Annotated in this window: 17 protein-coding genes; 10 read left to right on the top strand and 7 right to left on the bottom strand. The window is 54.7% G+C overall.

Annotated features, from left to right (window positions below; genetic code table 11):
* Nucleotides 1-42: 42 nt before the first annotated feature.
* Nucleotides 43-1,590 carry an aminopeptidase P family protein gene (locus tag A7E48_RS07060; RefSeq protein WP_068171398.1) on the bottom strand — a complete coding sequence of 516 codons (1,548 nt, stop codon included), beginning with the start codon at nucleotides 1,588-1,590 and terminating at the stop codon, nucleotides 43-45.
* 83 nt (nucleotides 1,591-1,673) lie between these two features.
* Here A7E48_RS07060 and A7E48_RS07055 point away from each other — a divergent pair, with 83 nt between their 5' ends.
* Nucleotides 1,674-2,513, top strand: coding sequence for a PHP domain-containing protein (locus A7E48_RS07055; protein ID WP_068171395.1), 840 nt, complete (start codon nucleotides 1,674-1,676; stop codon nucleotides 2,511-2,513).
* 51 nt (nucleotides 2,514-2,564) lie between these two features.
* Here A7E48_RS07055 and A7E48_RS07050 read toward each other — a convergent pair whose 3' ends face one another.
* From A7E48_RS07050 to A7E48_RS07035, 4 genes are all read right to left on the bottom strand, one after another.
* Nucleotides 2,565-4,112, bottom strand: coding sequence for a DEAD/DEAH box helicase (locus tag A7E48_RS07050; RefSeq protein WP_068171392.1), 1,548 nt, complete (start codon nucleotides 4,110-4,112; stop codon nucleotides 2,565-2,567).
* A gap of 248 nt (nucleotides 4,113-4,360) precedes the next feature.
* Nucleotides 4,361-4,588 (bottom strand): DUF3107 domain-containing protein, encoded by a 228-nt coding sequence (locus A7E48_RS07045; RefSeq protein ID WP_068171389.1) that lies wholly within the window; start codon nucleotides 4,586-4,588, stop codon nucleotides 4,361-4,363.
* Between the two features lie 106 nt (nucleotides 4,589-4,694).
* Nucleotides 4,695-5,363: a TetR/AcrR family transcriptional regulator gene (locus A7E48_RS07040; RefSeq protein ID WP_233126020.1), complete on the bottom strand. Its 669-nt coding sequence runs from the start codon at nucleotides 5,361-5,363 to the stop codon at nucleotides 4,695-4,697.
* A 64-nt stretch (nucleotides 5,364-5,427) separates the two neighbouring features.
* Nucleotides 5,428-6,729 (bottom strand): glutamyl-tRNA reductase, encoded by a 1,302-nt coding sequence (locus A7E48_RS07035; RefSeq protein ID WP_068171387.1) that lies wholly within the window; start codon nucleotides 6,727-6,729, stop codon nucleotides 5,428-5,430.
* A 179-nt stretch (nucleotides 6,730-6,908) separates the two neighbouring features.
* On the opposite strand from A7E48_RS07035, the gene hemE reads away from it, so the two are divergent.
* The 8 genes from hemE (at nucleotide 6,909) to hemL (ending at nucleotide 15,995) form a co-directional block, all read left to right on the top strand.
* Nucleotides 6,909-8,027, top strand: coding sequence for a uroporphyrinogen decarboxylase (gene hemE, locus A7E48_RS07030; RefSeq protein WP_083147264.1), 1,119 nt, complete (start codon nucleotides 6,909-6,911; stop codon nucleotides 8,025-8,027).
* 19 nt (nucleotides 8,028-8,046) lie between these two features.
* On the top strand, nucleotides 8,047-9,498 hold the full coding sequence (gene hemG / locus A7E48_RS07025) for a protoporphyrinogen oxidase (RefSeq protein WP_068171381.1): 1,452 nt from the start codon (nucleotides 8,047-8,049) through the stop codon (nucleotides 9,496-9,498).
* A gap of 122 nt (nucleotides 9,499-9,620) precedes the next feature.
* Nucleotides 9,621-10,355 (top strand): hydrogen peroxide-dependent heme synthase, encoded by a 735-nt coding sequence (gene hemQ, locus A7E48_RS07020; protein WP_068171483.1) that lies wholly within the window; start codon nucleotides 9,621-9,623, stop codon nucleotides 10,353-10,355.
* On the top strand, nucleotides 10,356-11,681 hold the full coding sequence (locus A7E48_RS07015) for a ferrochelatase (RefSeq protein WP_068171377.1): 1,326 nt from the start codon (nucleotides 10,356-10,358) through the stop codon (nucleotides 11,679-11,681). It abuts the gene before it with no gap.
* A complete protein-coding gene (gene hemC, locus A7E48_RS07010) occupies nucleotides 11,678-12,640 on the top strand; it encodes a hydroxymethylbilane synthase (protein ID WP_068171373.1) in 963 nt (320 codons plus the stop codon). The genes A7E48_RS07015 and hemC overlap by 4 nt, the downstream gene beginning before the upstream one ends.
* A complete protein-coding gene (locus A7E48_RS07005) occupies nucleotides 12,640-13,524 on the top strand; it encodes a uroporphyrinogen-III synthase (RefSeq protein WP_068171371.1) in 885 nt (294 codons plus the stop codon). Before hemC ends, A7E48_RS07005 begins: the two co-directional genes overlap by 1 nt.
* A 35-nt stretch (nucleotides 13,525-13,559) precedes the next feature.
* Entirely contained in the window at nucleotides 13,560-14,558 is a 999-nt protein-coding gene (gene hemB, locus A7E48_RS07000; RefSeq protein ID WP_068171369.1) for a porphobilinogen synthase, read from the top strand.
* Between the two features lie 111 nt (nucleotides 14,559-14,669).
* Nucleotides 14,670-15,995 (top strand): glutamate-1-semialdehyde 2,1-aminomutase, encoded by a 1,326-nt coding sequence (hemL, locus tag A7E48_RS06995; protein ID WP_068171366.1) that lies wholly within the window; start codon nucleotides 14,670-14,672, stop codon nucleotides 15,993-15,995.
* An 87-nt stretch (nucleotides 15,996-16,082) separates the two neighbouring features.
* Here the strand turns inward: hemL and A7E48_RS06990 are convergent, their stop codons facing one another.
* Complete coding sequence (locus A7E48_RS06990; protein WP_233126019.1) at nucleotides 16,083-17,432, bottom strand: threonine/serine exporter ThrE family protein; 1,350 nt, start codon at nucleotides 17,430-17,432, stop codon at nucleotides 16,083-16,085.
* An 85-nt stretch (nucleotides 17,433-17,517) separates the two neighbouring features.
* Nucleotides 17,518-18,207: a 3'-5' exonuclease gene (locus A7E48_RS06985; RefSeq protein ID WP_068171363.1), complete on the bottom strand. Its 690-nt coding sequence runs from the start codon at nucleotides 18,205-18,207 to the stop codon at nucleotides 17,518-17,520.
* 188 nt (nucleotides 18,208-18,395) lie between these two features.
* Here A7E48_RS06985 and A7E48_RS06980 point away from each other — a divergent pair, with 188 nt between their 5' ends.
* Nucleotides 18,396-21,725 carry an ATP-dependent DNA helicase gene (locus tag A7E48_RS06980; protein WP_068171361.1) on the top strand — a complete coding sequence of 1,110 codons (3,330 nt, stop codon included), beginning with the start codon at nucleotides 18,396-18,398 and terminating at the stop codon, nucleotides 21,723-21,725.
* Nucleotide 21,726 lies beyond the last annotated feature (1 nt).

Raw genomic sequence — 21,726 nt, 5'->3', positions numbered from 1 at the left:
GCGGTGATGGGCCTTGTTCTTGTCTTCGGACGCAAGATTGCTCTATTGAGCTAGCTCTGCCATCCACTGCTCAATTTCTTCAACCGTACGAGGCAACGCAGCGGAAAGATTCTCATTGCCTGCTTCAGTAATCAGGACATCGTCCTCCAATCGAATGCCGATACCTCGTAGTTCTTCTGGAATGGAAAGATCTTCTTCTTTGAAGTACAGACCGGGCTCGATAGTGAAGACCATACCCGCTTCGATAGTGCCATCCAAGTAGAGGTCTTTTTTCGCCTGCGCGCAGTCGTGCACATCCAGCCCTAGATGGTGGCTGGTGCCGTGCGGCATCCAACGACGGTGTTGCCCGCCCTCGTCCGAAAGAGCGACCTCGGCGCTGACCGGCAGAAGCCCCCAGTCCTCAAGGCGGGAGGCGAGAACATTCATCGCTGCAGCATGGACGTCGCGGAATTTATTGCCAGGAACTGCTGCCTTAAATGCCGCATCTGCAGCGTCCAGCACCGCCTGATAAGCCTTTGCCTGAACTTCGGAAAATTTTCCGTTGACGGGGAAAGTACGGGTGATATCAGCGGTGTACAGCGTATCGTCCTCAACACCGGCGTCCAACAGTACTAGCTTGCCCTCTTCGACTGCACCGGTGTTCTGAATCCAGTGCAGTACGGTGGCATTGTTACCGCAGGCAGCAATGGTGTCATAACCCAAGTCGTTGCCCTCTTCGCGGGCTTTCGTGAAGAAAGCACCTTCGATAACGCGTTCGCCACGACGGTGCGCTACCGCACGAGGCAAAGCTCGAATAACGTTTTCGAACCCTTCAACGGTAGACGCTACCGAACGGCGCAGATTATCGATTTCTACCGCGTCCTTCACCAAACGAGCCTCGGAAAGCGCTTCGGTCAACACAGCATCGGTGGCATCTGCCTGTTCCAAATCAACGCCGGTGTTATACCGCGAGGTATCCACCAGCGCGTCGATGTTCAAATCGACATTGCGCACCAGTCGAATCTGAACACCACCGAGCGCTTTATTTCCGGCATTCTTGGTGATAGCAACTTCGAGCTCGGAAAGATCTTTACACTTCACACCGTACTCAGCTTCAATTTCAGCAAGGGTGGGGCGGGGGCCAATCCAAAATTCACCGTATCGAGGATCCGAATAGAACTGCTCGGTATCTCGCCCCGCCAAAGGACGGAAGTAAAGAGTCACCTCATGATTCGAACCATTATCCCCAGCGCCTTCTTTTACAGGCTCAAAAACCAGCACTGCGTCGGGCTCATGGTCGGTACCTAACCCCGTCTGATGTGCAAAAGCAGAATGGGGGCGGAAGCGGTAATCCGTATCGTTAGAGCGAACTTTCAAAGGACCCGCAGGCAAAACCAAACGCTCACCGGGGAACTTCAATGAAATAGCCCGACGGCGCTTTGCAGCAAAATCGGCTACCTCAGCACGATTGGGAATCTGCTGGTTGCTCGGTGCCCAGTTAGAACTAATAAACTCAGTAAAAGCATGGGATTTAGGAGGCTGCGAACGATTATTAACACGCTCTTCCAGCGGCTGATAATCTATTTCAAAATTGTTCTCAGAAGTATTCATGGTTTTAACTCTAATACGGCAGGTAACGCTTATCATCTCCGGTTCACTTCTGGCTATGGGTGCAAGCGACCTAAGATAGAGGCATGGGTTATGACCTGCATGTGCATTCAAAAATTTCAGACGGTACTCAGTCGGTCAAAGATCTGGTTCAGGAAATTGCTGAAACAGGTTTAGACGGCTTTGCGCTGACCGACCATGACACCACAGCTGGCTGGTCTGAAGCAGATCAAACCGCTCAAAAACTAGGACTAGATTTTGTGGCGGGAATGGAAATTTCCTGTGCGGGGCATGGCGTGAGCATTCACCTGCTCAGCTACTTGCATGATCCCACCTATCAGCCACTCTTGCAGGAAATTGCTCGTGCCCGCGAATCCCGCATTCACCGTGCCCAGCGGATGGTGACTCTTCTGAGCGAAGACTATCCTATCGATTGGGACGACGTCATGGAACAAACGGGTGAGGGAGCCACTGTAGGCAGACCCCACATAGCTGATGCTCTCGTGGCAGCCGGTGCTGTGGAGAACCGCTCAGAAGCCTTCGCTTCCATCCTCACCCCACAATCGCGCTACTATGTGTCGCACTATGCAGTGAATCCGGTTGAAGCCGTACGGCTGGTACGTGCCGCCGGGGGAGTGCCGGTTATGGCGCATCCGCGCGCTCGTAGTCGAGGCCGCATTGCCTCTGCAGAGCTCATCGAAGAAATGATTGATGCGGGACTTGCCGGGCTAGAAGTTCATCACCGCGATAATTCACTTGAAGACCAGAAATGGTTACATAGCATAGCGTTCGAGCATGACTTGTTGGTAACCGGGTCATCTGATTATCACGGTGCTGGCAAGCCAAACCGTCTGGGTGAAAACACCACCGATCGGCACACGGTTCAACGCATCCGGAAACTTTCCACCTTTTCACCCAGTAGATAGAAAGGGGAAGGAACCGGTGAAATCACCTGCTCCTTCCCCGCCAAGAACTACTTACTCGCCCTTGTTATCCGCGGGCTTGCGGCGACGTCGACGACGGCGCGTGCCATCTGAAGACTTCTCTACCGATTTTTCACGAGAGTCTGCCGTTTTCTGCGCGGAATCCCCATCAGCGCGCCGGCGCCGAGGACGGCGATTATTGGACTTCTCGTTCTGTGCAGATTTCTCGCCGTCGCGGCGGCGAGCGCCACCGCGCTCCGAGCGGTTACGGTTCCTGCCGTTGCCTTGGCGAGAACCAACGCGCTCGTTGCGGCGATTATTACTCCGAACTCCGGCTGAGTGGTTCTGAGAGAGGCCTTCTTTCGTCTGTTCGTCGCGGGGCAACTTGCCCTTGACGCCCTCAGGAATATCGAGGTCAGTAAACAGATGATCGGAGGATGAGTAAGTCTCTACGGGCTCAGGAACGCCCAGCTCCAGTGCTTTGTTGATGAGCGACCAGCGGGGGACATCTTCCCAATCCACCAGGGTGACTGCGGTACCATTGTTCGCCGCGCGTCCGGTGCGACCCACACGGTGCAGGTAGGTCTTCTCGTCTTCGGGGCACTGGAAGTTGATGACATGTGTGACGTCATCAACGTCGATACCGCGAGCGGCGACGTCGGTTGCCACGAGAACATCAACGCGGTCATCACGGAACGCCTGAAGAGCCTGTTCGCGCGCTCCCTGGTTCAAGTCACCGTGAAGGGCGCCGGCGGCGAATCCGCGGGTGTTAAGTTCGTCGGCAAGTTTCGCGGCCGATCGCTTGGTCTTACAGAAAATGATGGTGCGACCGCGACCGTTCGCACGGAGGATGCGGCCGACCAGCTCGTCCTTATCCAGCGGGTGCGCACGGTAAATCACCTGGCGGATGGATGCCTTAGTAATAGACTCATCGTCCGGAGACGACGCCTGAATATGCATAGGCTTGGTCATGTAGCGGCGAGCCATAGTTACTACGGGGCCGGGCATAGTGGCTGAGAACAGCATAGTCTGGCGAACTTCGGGCAGGACCGCCAGGAGTTTTTCAACATCGGGCAAGAAGCCTAAGTCCAACATTTCATCGGCTTCGTCAAGAACTACAATCTTGACCTGCGAAAGATTCAGCTTCTTTTGGCGCTGCAAATCGATCAGGCGACCGGGGGTGCCCACTACCAACTCGACGCCCTCATCCAGAACCTTAACCTGCGATTCGTAAGGCACACCGCCGTACAGGGTGACTGTACGAGCGTTGCGTTTCTTCGCCGCAGCTTCAAGGTCAGAACCCACCTGAATAGCAAGCTCGCGGGTAGGGACCACGATGAGTGCCTGAGGCGCACCGGGGGATTTGAGGTGGGACCAACCGGCGTCATCTCGGCCAACCACTCGCTGAATAGCTGGCAAACCAAAACCGAGGGTCTTACCTGTACCGGTTTTCGCCTGGCCGATAATGTCATGGCCGCCAAGAGCGACGGGAAGGGTGAGTGCCTGGATAGGGAAAGGAGAAAGGATACCGCGTTCGGCCAGTGCCTCGCAGATATCTTCTCGTAAGCCGTAATCGGCAAAAGTCTTAATTTCTTCAGTCAACGAAGGTTTCCTTGAAAATATAGGTGCATCTACTGTCTGAAATCCGCCAGTTTTAGAACCGGGATAGACAGGACGCGAGTGGGGAAGCCGATCGTAAAAAGTACGCTCTCAACGGGGAGAGTCTCAAAATGGTATATGCCGTCCAACGACCGGGCAACCAGATAACACTTCTCATAGTAGCAAATTGAAAAATGAAGCAGTGAGAGCGGCAACACGCTCTCACTGCTTCATCAGGGTTTTATTAATTCTTATTCGGAAAATCCAAAGCCAATACGAGGCTTGGTCTCTGCGCCGAGTTCGATGTAACCAATCTGCTCGGCAGGAATCAAAGTGATAGCACCCTTAGTATTTTCTAGCTCTAGAACTGACTTATCCTGCAAAGCCTGGGATACCTTTGCCTTGATGTCATTCGTTGACTCTTCGGTCTCAATAACGATTTCGCGTTGGACATACTGAACGCCAATTTTGATTTCCACTTTTACTCCGTTTCCTTCAACGAAAAATATTTGCGTTGAATTTAGTCTAGGGGGAGCGCCCCTGTGATTTTTCGAATATCACTCAGAGCAAATTTTGAGATCTCGATTATTCCCAATCTTCGTCAATAATAGAAATGCCGCCCCACGCTAAGCGGAACACCAGTTGCTCCACCTGAGCGAGCTCATCGGTGGATGCACCTTGGCTAATTGCGTGTTGCGTGGCAGAAATAACCATGCCTGTAAGCGTTCGTGCCAGCAGGACTGCTTCTTTGATGGGCAGACCGGCGTTGGGACCAAGAATGCCAGCGATATGCCCCGCGATAGAGGTGTAGAGCTTGTCCAAGCATTCTTGAACTGCAAGGTCACTTTGAATATCAGACTCAAAAATGAGCCTGTAGCCCTGGGGATTGGTGCGGATGAACTCAAAGAAAGCGCTGAGGGCACCCTCTACGCGGCTACGATTATTTTCTGTGCGGTAGAGAGGCTCAACAATGCGCTTGATGAGATCATCAATTTGCTCATCGAGAACGGCAAGATAAAGATCGCGCTTTGATTTGAAGTGCTGATAAAGAACTGGCTTGGTGACGTCTGCTGCCGACGCAATGTGGTTCATGGTCGTGACGTGATAACCCTGGGAGGAAAAAACTCGAAGGGCTGAAAAAACTAACTGCTGACGTCGTAATTTTTTAGGAAGGCGAATGCCACCGGTTGCCTGTTCTGCGGAGAGTCCGCTGAGGGCAGTGGGCTCGGACTGATTCTCGAAATGTGCGCTCAAGTGTGTGTCCTGACGTATCTAAGGTGCGAAATTATCTACGTGTGAGATTGATGAATGCCATACTCTAAGATGCGTCTGCCTGAGGGATATCTCGGACGACTTTTTCTTGAGACTGCGAAACTTCAATGCCGTAAAGTGCTTCGAGACCCGCAATATATTCGGATTCTCTGCCTTCTTGGGCTAGCGAACGTGCTCTGACCGTAGGAGTGTGTAAAAGGGATTTGACCATGCGACGCATTGCGAATTCGACCTGATCAGCAGCTCCTCCACACCCAAAGTGTCCACGAACTTTCTCTAACTCGGAGTCGAGAATGGACATGGTGTGCTCTCGAAGAGCAACAATAGCAGCATCTACAGTGCGCGCCTTTTGTTTAATGCGGAATTCCTCAACAGCATTGTCCACTATTGTGTGGGCAAGCTGCACGGAACTATCCATTTCTTCAGGGGCTGCCAAGCGCACAGACTCTAAAGTAATGAGTTCTGTATCTGGGAGGTCGGCTACCTCGGGGGCGAAATCGCGAGTGAGGGCAAGATCGAGGATAACCCGCTTTCCCGCAGGAATTTCATCGGCACTGAGCGGATCAGAGCTACCCGAACACCCGATAATGACATCTGCACTAGCCAGCGCCTGAGGCAAAGAAGCGCCGTCAATCGCTTTTACCCCACGCTTGTGGGCAAAAGTAGCTGCACGGCCGGTGAAGGAATATACCGTAATATTCTGGCAACCTCTATCTCGCAAGGCTGCAACGGTGGCACCTGCATAGGCACCCGTACCAAAAACCAAAGCCGATCGGTCTTTCCACGTTTTCTCGGCGACGTCGTCGGCAAGGTCCAAAGCAACAGAGACCACCGAGCGTCCGCGAGCGCCCAAGAGTGTTTGCTGTCCTACTCGTCGGGCAGTATTGGCTGCGTTGTCAAAAAGCCGCACAAGATTTCCAGAGGCTTTGCCCTCTTCTTGAGCGGCAGTGATGGCGCGGCGAACTTGGCCGGTGATTTCTCGTTCTCCCACAACTGCGGATTCAAGACCTGAGGCAACGGTGAAGAGATGGTGAGCTACAGCGTCGTTGAAAAAGACGTCAAAACTTGATTCAACGGTCGAATAATCTAAGGACGATAGCGCTGAGAGTTCTTCAAAAATCGCGGTGGCTACTTCGGCGACATCTTGTTCTGCTTTTTGGTCCGTCGCCACAGTATCCTGAGCTGTTTCCCCGTAGATTTCTAGGCGATTGCAGGTAGAGAGAACCACTAAACCTCGGGTTTCTACATCGAGTTCTGAGGCATCAAGTGAACTAGCACCGTTGGCTAGATGTGCCACGGTGCTCAAATCGACAGTTTGGTGAGATGCTACGAGAGAAAAAATAGTCACGACTTCAATATCATAAACATGTCTGAGCTACCTTGGCGAATAGCTGAGGTCAAACTCATGAATGAGATACCCCGAATGGGTTGGACTCAGCGGGGAATGCGCGCTCCTTACCGTGCCGAGCACAAATAAATGACAGAGTGTAGACAAAACACCCAGAATTTATTGGCACAATAGAACATATGACTTCATCACTTCGCCAGCGTAACTTGCTCACCGACGAGCAGCTGAAGCACCTGCCTGCCCATCACCCCTTGCGAGCGGGTGGAACCGCTGACTCTCCGATGATGAGAGCACTGACCGGGCGGCAGAGCGCGCATCGTCCCGTGTGGTTCATGCGTCAGGCTGGGCGTTCACTTCCTGAATATTTAAAGGTTCGCGAAGGTGTCCCGATGTTGGATGCTTGCCTGACTCCTTCGTTGGCAGCTGAAATTACCCTCCAACCTGTGCGGCGACACAACGTGGATGCGGGCATCTTCTTTTCTGACATCGTGATTCCTATGAAGCTCGCCGGGGTTGGCGTTGATATTGTGCCCGGGCGCGGTCCAGTACTCGATACTCCGGTTCGCACGTTGGAAGAGATCAAGAACCTTCCCGAACTTGAAGACTCTGCGTTGGATCCTATTCGCGAAGCTGTTGAGCTGACCGTCAAAGAACTAGGAGATACCCCGCTGATTGGCTTTGCTGGGGCTCCTTTCACCGTTGCCGCTTATATGGTGGAAGGCGGACCCTCCCGCGACCACCTGCGCCCGCGAACCATGATGCACGCTGAACCCGAAGCATGGGAAGCCCTGGGGCAGTGGGCGGCACGCACCTCAGGCCAGTTCCTTCGCGCTCAGATAGAAGCCGGCGCGTCTGCGGTGCAGCTCTTTGACTCTTGGGCAGGTTCACTATCTGAAGCGGATTATCGGCGTTTCGTTCAGAAACACTCTGCGGATGCTTTGGCAATGGTTGAAGAATTCGGTGTCCCACGTATCCACTTTGGCACGAGTACTGCTGAGTTACTCGGCGCTATGCACGAGGCTGGCGCTGACGTCGTTGGAGTGGACTACCGCCTATCCCTGACCGAAGCTGAGCAGCGCTTGGGCGGAGGGATTCCACTGCAAGGAAATATCGACCCTGCCTTGCTGGCATCGGGTTGGGACGCTCTGCGCGAGCACACCGATCAGGTACTAGCAGCTGGCAACAGCGCACCCACCCACGTGGTAAATCTGGGCCACGGCGTACCCCCGAGCACCGACCCCGCCGTCCTGACCCGCCTGGTGGAGTATATTCACACCCAAACTACCCAGCACGAGTAGAAAGCATTCTTGAACAATAATGGCTATGGACTCCCGACGAACTCACCGCGAATCTGCGGTGGTGGTAGGTGGCGGCATCTCCGGTTTGCTCGCTGCCCGTGAACTAGCGATGAAGGGGCTGCGCGTTACTCTCGTTGAAAAGCGCTCTCATCTCGGTGGTGCTGTAGGCGCACACGAGGTAGATGGGCACGTGCTCGATTCGGGGGCTGAATCGTTTGCTACCCGCACCTCTGATGTTGCGGAACTGCTCACCGAATTGGGCATTGAAGATAAGATTTGCTCACCTTATGACGGCGGCTCATGGCTGTACTTGCAAGACGGCGCCCACCCGGCTCCTCGCACGGGAATTCTGGGTATTCCTGGCGATTTGAGCGATCCTTCAATCCGGGAAATTCTTTCATCAGCTGGTCTTCGACGAGCCAAGATGGATAAGCTACTCCCTGCGTCTGTGGGCGCCAACGCTAAGACTCTGGGTGAACTTGTTCGCAAGCGTATGGGCCAGCAGGTTGTCGACCGACTCGTTGCGCCGGTAACCACCGGCGTCCAATCGACCCATCCCGATGAAGTCGAAATTGAAAGCGTTATCCCCGGTCTGCGGGCAGCGCTCGCCCAGCGAGGTTCGCTTGCCGCCGCTTCGGCATCATTGCGAGCTGCCTCTCCGGCTGGATCCCAGGTTGCTGGCCTAGTAGGAGGTATGAACCAGCTCTCTGAGGCTTTGGTGCGTGATGTTCTGCGCCGCCGTGTGCGTATCCTCACCGGCTACGATGCCATCGCCGTTGACCGTGACCCCGATCGAGGCGGTTGGACCCTGCTACAAAGGGCACCCCAGCTGGGGGAGCGCGTTGCACCGGTTCACGGCAAATACTTAGTGATGGCAACCGATGGACCCACTACCTTGCGAATCCTGGGATCCCATTTGGATGCTTCCACCATTCCCCAGGTCAAAGCAGGGCACGAAATTGCTCTGGTTACCCTCGCCATTGAGCAGCCAGAATTGGATTCTCGCCCCCGCGGCACCGGTCTGCTAGTCAGCGATCAGGTAGCCACCGTACGCGCCAAAGCGCTAACCCATGCCACTGCCAAGTGGAAGTGGATTGCAGAGGAAATGGGTCCGGGCAAACACGTCGTGCGTCTGTCTTACGGACGAGGCAACGACCACGGACCTTTGCGCGAAGTTTCCCTCTATGATGACCAGCTCATCACTCTGGCAATGCACGATGCAGGCAAGCTACTGGGCGTCAGCATCACCCGGGGCAATTTACTGGGGGCTGACGTAGTGCGATGGAAGGGCTCTTTGCCCACCATGCGCCCCGGACACCGCGAAAAAGTACAGCAGTTTCGCAACTCACTGCAGGATCTAGAAGGCGTTACCGCAGTGGGCGCCTGGTTATCAGGCAACGGGCTAGCCGCCGTCACCGCAGATACCCGCCGCACCATGCACGAATTTATTGACGCAACATCAGCCGACTAAAGATTTTATTTTCCAGACAGAAGCCGCGTGCCAGCTCAACACAAACTGGGACGCAGAAAAGGAAGAACACCATGTCACAGCAGGAAAAAGCACACGCATACAGCCACGGCCACGGCGCATCCATGCCCACCGCTAAAGATGCCCACGGAAAGATTCAGGGTCAGCGACCCGGCGAAACCGCCGAGCTCGATGACCAGTTCCACTATTCCATTCACACCGTTTTTGCCCGTGATACCCAGCCTGCGGACAACGCAATATCTGAAGCTGCCACCGAAGAATTGAACAAGGTTGTAGCACGCCTTGAATCCAACGGCGTCACCGTACGCGGATTCTACGATGTCTCAGCGATGCGCAACGACGCCGACGTCATGGTCTGGGTTCACGGCGCAACCCCTGAAGACCTTCAGGCAGCTATCCGAGATATCCGCCGAACCGTTGCATTCTCCGGCACCAAAATCGTCTGGTCGACCATGGGCGTACACCGCGATGCAGAATTCTCTAACAACCACACCCCATCCTTCGCCAAGGGTATTGCCCCAGAGCGTTGGATTTGCGTCTACCCCTTCGTTCGCTCCTACGACTGGTACACCATCAACCCCGAAAAGCGCCGCGAAATCATGAAGAATCACGGCATGAAGGGCGTAGACTTCCGCGAAGTTCTCCCCAACACCATCGCAACGTTCGGACTCAATGACTACGAATGGCTCATTGCCCTCGAATCCCCTGAACTGGTTCTGCTGGTAGACCTGATGCGTTCATTCCGCAACACAGAGGCACGCCACTACATCCGCGAAGAAATCCCGTTCTACACTGGTCGCCGCATTGAAGCCAGTGAAGTGGCAGGAGTACTTGCTTAAATGACTCAACTTCCCACCGACATTATTCCGAATCGGACAGACCCCCAGAACACTGCAACCAACGGGCCAGCCGTTCTGAATGAGCAGAACCTGGAGGTGTTCCATGGGGAAGAGAACCTTACCCGTGTGCGCTCTGAGGCACCGCAGGATTACGACCTCGTTATTCTTTCCTCCTTCGGCGGCCCTGAAGGCCAAGAGGACGTTATCCCCTTTCTGCGCAACGTCACCGCAGGGCGAGGAATCCCCGACGAGCGTCTAGAAGAGGTAGCCACTCACTACCGCGCCAACGGGGGAGTCTCGCCGATTAACGAGCAGAACCGTGCGCTCCTGGCAGCCCTACAAACGGCACTCGCTGAAAAAGGTCCCGATGTGCCCATAACCTGGGCAAATCGAAACTGGGAGCCTTACGTCAAAGACGTAGTTCAAGAGGCCTACGACAAGGGCGCGCGCAAAATCTTGGTACTGGCTACCAGCGCTTACCCGGGATATTCATCGTGCCGCCAATACCGCGAGGATTACGGTATTGCCTTAGAGCAGCTGGGCCTCGAAGGAAAGCTACAAATCGATAAGGTACGCCAGTATTTTGACGCCCCCGGTTTCATCGCGCCTTTCGAAGACGGTCTCATCGAAGGACTACAGGACGTGCGCGCCCGGCTAGAGCAGGCAGAGCGGAAAGCTGCCGGCAACGGCAAGATTCGCATTATGTTCTGCACCCACTCGATACCCACCAGCGCGGCAAATGAAGCGGGACCTCGCGGCGTCGACTACGAAGGTGGCTCCGCCTACGTTGAAAAACATCTGCAGGCTGCTCGCGCGGTGCTCGCCGGAGTGGAGAAAAAACATCCTGAGCTGTTGAAAGACGTGGAATGGGAGCTGGTCTACCAGTCTCGTTCCGGTCCGCCGTCTATGCCCTGGCTTGAACCCGATGTGAACGATGCCCTCGAAGCGCTAGAAGGCACTGTGGACGGCGTGGTTCTGGTGCCGCTGGGATTCGTCTCAGACCACATGGAAGTCAAGTGGGACTTGGACACCGAGGCTCTGGACACCTGCGAGAAACTGGGGTTCGTGGCAACACGGACACCGACTCCCGGAACCCACCCCGAGTACGTTGAAATGTTGCGCCAACTCATCGTCCAGCGTGTGGCATCTTCTGCCCCTTCGCAAAATCCCGCTGAGCTGGATGAATTGAGAACCAGTGCCTGCGGCACCCCTGGGTGGTTTGACGCCTGCAACCCTGACTGTTGCGTATCGGCACGAGCAAAAGCTCAGAAGCCTACCATTGCTACGTATACAGGTGCCGATAAAGCAGAAGGAGCGCGTTCATGACCTTTATCCTAGGAACGCGCGGTTCTGCTCTTGCCCTCACCCAATCGGGAATGGCAGCTGATCAAATCGCTGCAGCCGGCAACTTTGAGGTGGAACTACGTACCGTTCGCACCGAGGGCGATGTGTTGACCGGCCCCCTCTCTCAGATGGGTGGTACCGGAGTATTCGCAGCAACCCTACGTACCCGCGTGCTCGACGGATCGGTTGACTTTGCGGTGCACTCTCTCAAAGATTTGCCCACTGCTCCCTGCCCCGGACTGGTCGTTGCGGGGATTCCGGAGCGAGAAGATCCCCGTGATGCTCTGATTGCTCGCGACGGGTTGACCTTAGAGAAACTACCCGCTGGTGCCCGCATCGGAACCGGATCTCCCCGCCGCGCAGCACAATTGCGCTTGATCCGACCCGATATCGAGATTGTAGATATTCGCGGCAATGTGGGTACTCGGTTGGCGCGCGTAGCAGGATTCGAATCCTATGGAAATCAAAGCACACCTGCCGGGGACTGCGATGCGGTGGTTCTGGCGGCCTCGGGTTTACGCCGTCTGGGTTTTGAAGAGACAGTTACCGATTATCTTGATCCCACTCAGATGCTCCCCGCCGCTGGTCAAGGCGCTCTGGCGCTGGAGGTGCGCGAGAGCGACGTCGAAAAAGCTACTGAACTGGCAGAGGCAATTCGCGCCGTCGACCATGCGCCTACTCGTTGGGCAGTGACCGCCGAGCGGGCTCTGTTGGCACGTTTAGAAGCCGGATGCGCAGCTCCCGTAGGAACTTTTGCGCGGTTAGAGGAGCAAACACTCGTCCTAGACGCAGTGGTAGCAAACCCTGACGGCTCTGAATCCCTACGCCACCAAGCAACCACTTCCGATCTATCGGCGGATGGCGCGAAAACATTGGGAGAAAAACTTGCTGATGAACTTCTCTCCATGGGCGCCGCCCGCCTGGCAAATCTGACCCTCTAATGACTGCATCTGCACAAATCTTTGTGACGAGAACACCTGCCGCCGCTGGGGAGCTCATTGATGAGCTCCTCGAGGGGGTAGGGAAATCCCTGTTGTCTTCACCTTCTGGCGCAATTGAGCTGCTCTGCGTACCTCTCCACGAGGCAGAGCTTATCCCCCAGAATGCGCGGGAAGTAGCCCGCGAGTTGCTCCGCCAGAGTTTGAAAGGGCAGTTTGATGCGGTCACGTTTACCAGTCGCAATGGAGTACGGGCCTTTGAACAACTGATAGCTTCTCAAGCTCTACCCTTTCCCCCGGAAACATTGATTGCCGCCGTGGGACAGGGTACTGCTGCTGAACTAAAAAAACTGGGCATTACTGCGAATTTCATTCCCGATATCCAAGATGCTCAGCACATGATTCAACAGTGGCCAGCATCTGCTGGTTTGAACCAACGTATTTTGTGCGTACAGGGTGCCAACGCTCGTCCAACACTTCGCGAAGGACTGAAAGCGCTAGGACACCGGGTTGATGTCGCCACCGTCTATCAAATGCGGGACTTTCCCGCTGAATCGGCGCTCGTACAGGGCTCAAAGTCTTACGGGGAGTACGAACCGCTTTCGCTCAATCAGGCTTTAGAAGTAGCTCAGGGACGTACCTCGGCAGATAATTCCACTGCGCGAATTCTGATTGCTACAGCGCCCTCGTTACTCCGGGCGTTTTATCAAGGATGGGTGACTTCGCCGCAGGGTAGCCGAGAGAATTTCCCCCATCTCATTGCCATTGGAAAATCAACCGCCCTCCAAGCTGTCGAATTGGGTCTGACCGCCACCGTACCTGCCAGCCCAGCTGCTTCAGACCTTGCAACCGCAGCCTGCGATACCCTTCTACACCTGACCCGCTAACTTTCTTCCTACAGAATTTTCGTTAAAGGAACACCATGAAAAACCTAGAACTTCCCTTCCGCCCTCGCCGCCTGCGCACCACAGCCGCAATGCGCTCGCTAGTCGCTCAAACTGAGCTGACCCCTCGCAACCTTATTCAGGTGCTTTTCGTTCGAGACGGCATCGAGTCACCCCAGGAAATTGCATCTATGCCCGGGCAGTATCAGCACACTCTTGACTCGGTCTTAGACGAGGTGAGTCGCGCTATCGACGCGGGTATCGCCTGTATCGACCTGTTCGGTGTACCTCTCGATGAAGATAAAGACGATCAAGGCTCCGTTGCCTGGGCTGAAGACGGAATCCTGAACCGCGCAATTGCCGCTATCCGGCACAAGTTTGGCAACGACATCGTGATTATGGCTGATACCTGCCTCGACGAATTTACCTCTCATGGCCACTGTGGTCCGCTCACCACCGACCAATTTGGAAATACGGTAGTGGATAATGATGCCTCGGTAGAGTCATACTGCAAAATGGCGGTAGCGCAAGCGAAAGCTGGTGCCCACATGGTGAGCCCCTCGGGCATGATGGACGGGCAGGTCGCCGCCATCCGTCAGGCACTGGACGACGCCGGATTCACCGACGTCGCCATCATGGCATACTCCGCCAAATACGCCTCAGCATTCTTTGGCCCCTTCCGCGATGCCGTGGGTTCATCCTTGGACGGCGATCGCAAGAGCTACCAGCAAGATCCGGCAAACCGCCGCGAGGGCGTTCTAGAAGCACAGCTCGATATTGAAGAAGGCGCCGATTTTGTGATGGTCAAGCCTGCTATGGCTTACCTAGATATCGTGCGCGAGGTAGCAGATTTCTCACCAGTTCCTGTAGCTGCCTACCAGGTTTCGGGGGAGTACGCGATGATCGAGGCGGCATCTGCCAATGGCTGGGTGGATCGCGAGCGCATCGTTCTCGAATCGCTGAGCGGCATCAAACGTGCCGGGGCGGACATGATTTTGACCTATTATGCTACCGAGGTCGCTGGCTGGTTGAAGTAACGGGCGTACGTTTGCTTGGTTTATTCCGCTGGAGGAAGCCTTACTGTCCCCATCCCGATTTCTTACGCATTAGACTTATCCCCAGAAACCTAACGAAAAGGATTTAGACCTGTGACTGTTTCTGAAGAATTATTTGCCCGCTCTCAAAAGGTAATTCCCGGCGGCGTGAATTCCCCTGTTCGCGCCTTTAACTCTGTAGGCGGTACTCCTGCTTTCATGGTGGAGGCGCAGGGGCCGTACCTGACCGATGCTGATGGCCGTAATTATGTGGATCTGGTTATGAGCTGGGGCCCGAGCTTGTTAGGGCATAAGGATTCGCGCGTTATTGAAGCGGTTCATGCTGCCGTGGAGCACGGTCTTTCTTTTGGTGCGTCTACCGAATCTGAGACTCGTCTGGCTGAGCTGGTAGTTTCCCGTATGAACGATGTTCTGCCCGGCGCTATCGATCAGATTCGCATGGTCTCTACCGGTACGGAAGCTACCATGACGGCGATTCGCTTGGCACGCGGTTATACCGGCAGGGATAAGATCATCAAGTTTGCCGGCTGCTACCACGGGCATGTTGACTCCTTGCTCTCCGAGGCTGGTTCGGGCGTGGCTACCTTGGCAATGCCCGGTTCGGCAGGCGTAACGGAGGCTACCGCGGCTGAAACCATTGTGTTGCCCTATAACGATTTGGATGCAGTCCGCGCAGCTTTTGCCGCTCACGAGGGGCAGATTGCCGCAGTCATTACCGAGGCAGCTCCTTGCAACATGGGTGTAGTTACCCCTGCCGAGGGATTTAACCGCGGACTGCGGGAGATTACCCAAGAGCATGGCGCGCTGATGGTCTTCGACGAGGTATTGACCGGTTTTCGCGTGTCTTCGGCTGGCTATTGGGGCTTTGCATCACCCGACGACGGCGGGTGGGTTCCCGATATTTTCACCTTCGGAAAGGTGATTGGCGGCGGTATGCCCATCGCAGCGTTGGGCGGTAAACGAAAAATCATGGAGTATCTTGCTCCCACCGGCCCGGTGTATCAGGCTGGTACGCTCTCGGGTAATCCGATTTCGATGGCGGCAGGTTTGGCTACCTTGCAGGCGGCAGACGCTGAGGTTTATCAGAGCATCGATGCCAAATCCCGCCAACTGCAGCAGGCGATTGTCGAAGCCTTCGATGCCCAGGGGCTGAATTATTCGATTCAAACTGCTGGAAATCTGTTCTCGGTGGCTTTCGGTACGGCTGAAAACGGCGTCCATAACTACGCGGATATCAAGAATTCTGAGACTTTCCGCTATGCGCCGTTCTTCCACTCCATGCTAAACGCGGGCGTCTACTTACCGCCGAGCGCTTTCGAGGCGTGGTTCTTATCATCGGCTCATACCGATGCTGTGATGGATCGAATCATTGCTGCGCTTCCCGATGCCGCAGAGGCAGCAGCTCAGGCTACCGCCTAACACCAATAGTAAGAGACTATTTTCTCTATAACGATGCCCCGGTATTCTCACCAGAGAGTGCCGGGGCGTCGTCTTCTCACCGCATCATTAGCGTAAATGAGCATGGGAATCATACGTGCGGACTTTTTGAAGATCTCTGTTGAAAAGCCAGTTCTCATCGGTGACAAAACGGGAGATTACTAAGCCACTACCAATAGCTAAGAAAATCAGAAAAACATCAACCATGCCGGAAATCGCATCCGTGAGATTACCGTTAGAAAGATACGCCATGGAACGGTAGAACATCACCCCCGGTACCATAGTGACAACAGCAGGCACTGAGAGCGAAATACGGGAATACTTCCGCCCATGGAGCGGTGAGATGAGTTCAGCCAGAAGAGCAGCGACGAGCGCGGCCAGAAAAACCGAAATCTGCGGCGTCAAACCAGCTTCGGTGAGAAATAGACGAGCTGGGTTAACTAGCGCCGCTATAAATCCTGCCCATAAACAGGCAAAGGGGAGCGCTGAGAAGAGCATGGCGAAACCATAGGCTGCAATAAACGAAGCAACCATTTGGAGTGAATAACGCATCCAAGGGGTCATAGGCGCTGGGGTGGCGACGTCCAAAGGGAGCTCGAAGAGGAACGCCAGAATCCATACTGCAGCGGATGCGCTCACCAGCAATAGAGCAACATAGGTGAGCCGTGAAATCGCCGCCGAAAAGTCGAAGCGGGCAAGATCGAGCATACCTGTGACCAAAGGAAAACCTGGCACTAAGAAAAGAATGGAAGAAATGAAGCCCACCATATGGTTCGGAGCAATCAGTGAAGCTGAGGCAAGGACACCAATCGTACCGCTATAGATTCCTGCTGAAATTACACCACACACAAACCAAATCGCCAGATGATTGACCTCGCGATGCATCAAAAGGGTACGAATCAACTGACCAATGCCAGCTGCACCGAAAACTACAAGGCACCCCACCAAGCCACCACCATTAAGGAAAGCAAAGCCTGCACACGCGAAAGCTGCAGCCAATGCCAACCAAAATTTTGAATAGAGATGGGGGAGCGTGGCGATCCGATCAATCTCAGCGGAAGCTGCTTGAGGGGAAATTTTCTCGGGTAGATTTGAGACAAAATCGCTGAGTAAATCCATCCGATAGGCAGAAATGCCCATGACTCGTTGCTCAGCAATTTCAGTGCGAAAATTGCCGGTAGAGTACGCAGTAGTAGTAATTTCGGTAAAAGAGACCTGCGAATGATGCTCTTCCAAACCCACCGCACGAGCTAGCCGTGCCATGGATGCTTTGACCCGGTAGGCGCTCGCTCCAGACTTCAACAGGAGCAACCCGAGTTTCAGCACAACACCTGATTGGGCCACGAGATGCTCGTGCTGGGAGCGGGTGGACCCTAGATAGATGCTATTGGTGGGCGGAACCATAGACGAATCAGCCACAATAATCCCTCTCGAATGGAATCAGAATCGATTCAATGGTGGCATCCATTGAGCAGAAGCAGGTCGCGTGTAAACGCGATGTTACTCACCTAGCAGTACGCACAGGCCATGAACCATCGATAACTTCGTTCTTTCCCTGGCGCTGCAGATAATCCTGAAATTCAGCAGCCTGAGCGCGTGCCCAACCTATTTGTTCTTCGTGCAAAGACTGAGCATCTACAATAATTTGCGGATACTGCTGAGCCATCGCTGCAAGCAACCGCTCTGCCGCCATCGCGTCGTCCTTAGAGGTATGAGCATTTTCCAAACTCACGCCGTATTCGGCGCTCAGAACTTCGAGGGTGCGCTTACCTTTTTTGAACTTGTGCACCTGTTTATTGATGACGTAAGGGTCAAGTACCGGATAGCAGGTGAGCTCAGGGAAGTCATAGCGTTTGAGCTCGTGATGAAGCACCGAAAAATCGTAGGCGGCATTGAATGCAATAACGGGCACGCCGTCATGAAAGAGACCGCCGAGAGCCATTGCCAGCTCGTAGACCACCTCGCGGGCATCTCGCCCGTGTTCTTGGGCGTATTCGGTAGTGATTCCGTGAACTGCCGCGGCTTGCTCCGGTATTTCTACACCGGGGTTGGCTAGCCACTCGCCAGAACGCAGCACTGTGCCATCGGGATTGACCAAAACCAGCGACGCCGTCACGATACGGGCTGTTGAGGGATCAATTCCAGTGGTTTCTAAGTCAAAGGTGGCGCGGGGTAGCTCAGTCCATGCAGTCATGGAACGACTATATAACTTCTGAGAAAATTCTTCGATTCTCAGATTTCCTGCTGTCATGAAGGGAAAAATTACTTATCTTGTCAGTCGTCTTTGCCATAGTTCTGACATAGTCTTGAAGAACCCGCCTGCTAGCAGATAGAAATTGCAGGGAAAACAGGGGTAGAAGAGAGAAGGATAGAGCGCACAACATGAACCAGAAATTATCAGGTTTGCCCCAGCACGAACTCATCCTCGGTGCACCAGGAACCGGCAAGACCGAGGGCATAATAGAGCGTGCCCACCGCTTTCTCTCAGAGGGCGCAGACCCCGCCTCTTTGCTGATACTCACCCCCACCCGTCAATCTGCTACTCGCATACGCGAAGAACTCACTGCCCGGGCGCAAACCACCATGTCTTCCGCGCCGATTCGCGCTTGGCAGGCATATGCCTTTGATGTTCTCCGACGAGCGCATGCTTTAGGCATCCTGCCCGGTCTAGAGTTCTCTCCCAAACTCATTTCCGGTCCAGAACAGGACGTCATGATTGCCGAGCTTCTCGCCGGACATAGCCGGGGAGAAGGTCTAGCAGTGTTCTGGCCCGTGGATTTACATGAAGCTCTAGGAACACGGGGTTTCCGCCACGAAATACGCGATTTCTTTGACCGCATGGCCGAATACAACCTCACCTCCGAGCACGTCAAAGAACTAGCCCAGCACTGGGACCATCCAGAATGGGCGGCAGCGGCGCAACTATATACTGAATATCAGCAGATACGCCGCCTACGGATGCCCAACGCTTTTGACCCTGCGGCATTGATTCATCAGGCAACGGAAACATTCCTGAAAAACCCTGAATTCCTAACTGCCGAACGTGCTCAACTGCAACTGGTTTTGGTAGACGATATGCAGGAGGCTACGCCCTCTATTTTTCGCCTTCTGCGCGTCTTAGCAGATTCAGAAAGTTCAGCAGAACCTGCCCCTGTATTTAGCGTGACGGTATGCACCGACACCGTAGTTCAAGGTTTCCGCGGCGCCCGTCCTACTCTCGCGAGCCAGCTTGAAGATATCTTGAATCACCCGCACCGAGACATGCTCGATGTTTCTTATAGAATGCCTCCTGACATCGCGCGCTCCTGGGAATCGGTAGCAACCCGCATTCCCGTCGTCGCCCAGGCACGGCATAGCCGTGATCTCACCGAACCGGTGGGTGATACCCAGGAACAGGCACTGTGGAATTTAGGCGACGACGGCACCCTGCTGGACCCCGAAAAGTCCCAGGACAATCGCCCTATCGTACAAGGGTTGACAGTCGAAACAGCCCAGCATGAATCACGTCTGATAGCGCAAATGCTTTTGGAAGATCATCTTTACCGAGGCAAAGCTTTTTCGCGTTCAGCGGTGATCGTCCGAAATGGTTCGGATGTTTCTCGTATCAAACGGGTTTTGGTGGGGCAAGGTATTCCCGTGCAAACGTCTTCTGCGCTCACACCTGTGCGTGATGAACCCGCGGTGCGCCCCTTCCTTGATGCCCTTTCGCTGATTCTTCTTGCTCCTTCTCCGCGCTCGTCTGAGGATGAAACTGAACCTGGTCAAGAAGAAACCCATACTCAGCGCCCTGCTCAAGGATGGGGAGTTGATACTGCATTGTCTCTTCTGACCTCCCGCTTGGGAGGTGCTTCTCCCATGGACGTACGCCGTCTCAGGCAGAGATTGCGCGCCGAAGAACTCCGAGCCGGAGGAACACGGTCCAGCGATGATTTGCTGGTGGAAGCGCTCTTGAACCCCAGCAACTTGCCGGCGGGAAATGCCGGAGCTGCTGCACGTCGAATCAGCAATGTTTTGGCGGCGGGAACCGAAGCTCTACAACAAGAAGGTGGAACGGCTGAAACGGTGCTCTGGGCGCTGTGGGAGGCATCGGGTCTTGCCCAACCTTGGCGAGAACAAGCCCTCTCTCAAGGAGTAGGAGCCGACCGCGCGCACCGCGACTTAGATGCCATGCTCGGATTATTCGAGGCAGCTGCTCGCTACGTTGACCAGATGCCCGGTGCCACCGCCGCACAGTTCTTGGATTACATTGATTCCCAAGATTTGCCGATGGATACCCTAGCTCAGCGGGCAAATTCTTACGATGCCGTTGAGATCCTTACCCCCGCACTCGCAGCGGGGAGGCAGTGGGACACTGTCTATATCGCCGGATTGCAAGAGGGCACCTGGCCCAACACCACCATTCGTGGTTCTTTACTGAATACCCAGCAACTCACCGATATTTTTGATGTGGGTCCGCAAGCAGCCGCGACTGTCTCTATCGGCGATCGAATACGAGATACCCGCTACGATGAGTTACGGCAATTCTCTACGGCTGTTTCCCGCGCCAGCGAACGCCTCATCTGTACTGCGGTTTCCTCGGTTGATGACGCACCGAGCGAATTTCTCGATATGGTAGCGCCAGCTCCAGAGGGGCAGCGCACCAACGTAGAAGTGCGGCGTCCTATGACCTTGCGCGCTCTCATCGCTGAGCTTCGCCAGTGGGCAGAAAAACAGGACGACGATTTCCACCGAGCACAGGCGGCAACTGAAATTTTGCATCGGCTCAATGATCCTGCCCAAACAGCGGGAGCCCACCTACCCGGTGTTCACCCTGCTACCTGGTGGGGTCTGCTACCGATTTCTTCAACTGGCGCAGGGTTCGGGGAGAACGAGCCAATTCCCATCTCACCGTCCCGGGTAGCCGAAATTCACCGCTCACCTCTGGACTGGTTTGTTTCCGCTTCCAAAGCAGAGGCGGCCACAGACCTATCGCGAACACTCGGTACTCTGGTACACGAACTTGCTGAAGACATGCCAGATGCTCCCCGGCATCAACTACTCGATGAATTACACCAGCGCATCAAACAACTGAACTTGCCAGATACGTGGGAGTCAGCGCAGGTGATAGAGCGTGCGGAAACAATGGTGCGAAAGTTTGCGCAGTACACCGCAGATCTTTCCACGCTGGGGCGCAAACTGGTGGGTGTTGAAGGTGCCTTTAGTGTACTCATTCCCGGGCCAGCGCGGGATGCTCTTCTGAGCGGACGAGTGGATCGACTAGAAGTGGACTCGCTGGGCAGATTCGTGATTATTGACTTGAAAACAGGCTCCACCCAGCCCACCAAAGCTGACCTGCAGAAGCACCCTCAGCTCGCCTCTTACCAGGTTGCATTGGAAGCTGGCGCAGGTGAGCACATGGCGCAAGCTTTTAGCGAGCACCATCTATCGCTACCCAACAAGCTGAAATTCGAGGGTCTTCAGGAACTTTCCGGTGGAGCCTTCCTCATTCAACTAGGTAGAGATACCAAGACGTACATAGAGCAAGAACAACCGGCTCTCACTTCTTCAAGCACTTGGGCTGTTGAACTCATTAATCGAGCGGCCGAACTGATTGCGGGCAACCATGTGGAGGCACGGCATACGTCGTCCTCCAGCAGTTCTTTCGGCATTCAATGCAAACTTCCCGATATCTGCCCGCTGTGCAACCGCGGCCGCCAGGTCACTCAGAATTAGG

The sequence above is a fragment of the Rothia sp. ND6WE1A genome (assembly GCF_001683935.1).
In the GTDB taxonomy this organism is placed as follows: Bacteria; Actinomycetota; Actinomycetes; order Actinomycetales; family Micrococcaceae; genus Rothia; species Rothia amarae.
This window is presented reverse-complemented; position numbering and strand designations above follow the sequence as displayed.

Bases quoted from the DNA above. Each gene is read 5' to 3' on its own strand.
- A7E48_RS07060 (WP_068171398.1), bottom strand. From the start codon at position 1,590: ATGAATACTTCTGAGAACAATTTTGAAATAGATTATCAGCCGCTGGAA.
- A7E48_RS07055 (WP_068171395.1), top strand. From the start codon at position 1,674: ATGGGTTATGACCTGCATGTGCATTCAAAAATTTCAGACGGTACTCAG.
- hemE (WP_083147264.1), top strand. From the start codon at position 6,909: ATGACTTCATCACTTCGCCAGCGTAACTTGCTCACCGACGAGCAGCTG.
- hemG (WP_068171381.1), top strand. From the start codon at position 8,047: ATGGCTATGGACTCCCGACGAACTCACCGCGAATCTGCGGTGGTGGTA.
- hemQ (WP_068171483.1), top strand. From the start codon at position 9,621: ATGCCCACCGCTAAAGATGCCCACGGAAAGATTCAGGGTCAGCGACCC.
- A7E48_RS07015 (WP_068171377.1), top strand. From the start codon at position 10,356: ATGACTCAACTTCCCACCGACATTATTCCGAATCGGACAGACCCCCAG.
- hemC (WP_068171373.1), top strand. From the start codon at position 11,678: ATGACCTTTATCCTAGGAACGCGCGGTTCTGCTCTTGCCCTCACCCAA.
- A7E48_RS07005 (WP_068171371.1), top strand. From the start codon at position 12,640: ATGACTGCATCTGCACAAATCTTTGTGACGAGAACACCTGCCGCCGCT.
- hemB (WP_068171369.1), top strand. From the start codon at position 13,560: ATGAAAAACCTAGAACTTCCCTTCCGCCCTCGCCGCCTGCGCACCACA.
- A7E48_RS06985 (WP_068171363.1), bottom strand. From the start codon at position 18,207: ATGACTGCATGGACTGAGCTACCCCGCGCCACCTTTGACTTAGAAACC.
- A7E48_RS06980 (WP_068171361.1), top strand. From the start codon at position 18,396: ATGAACCAGAAATTATCAGGTTTGCCCCAGCACGAACTCATCCTCGGT.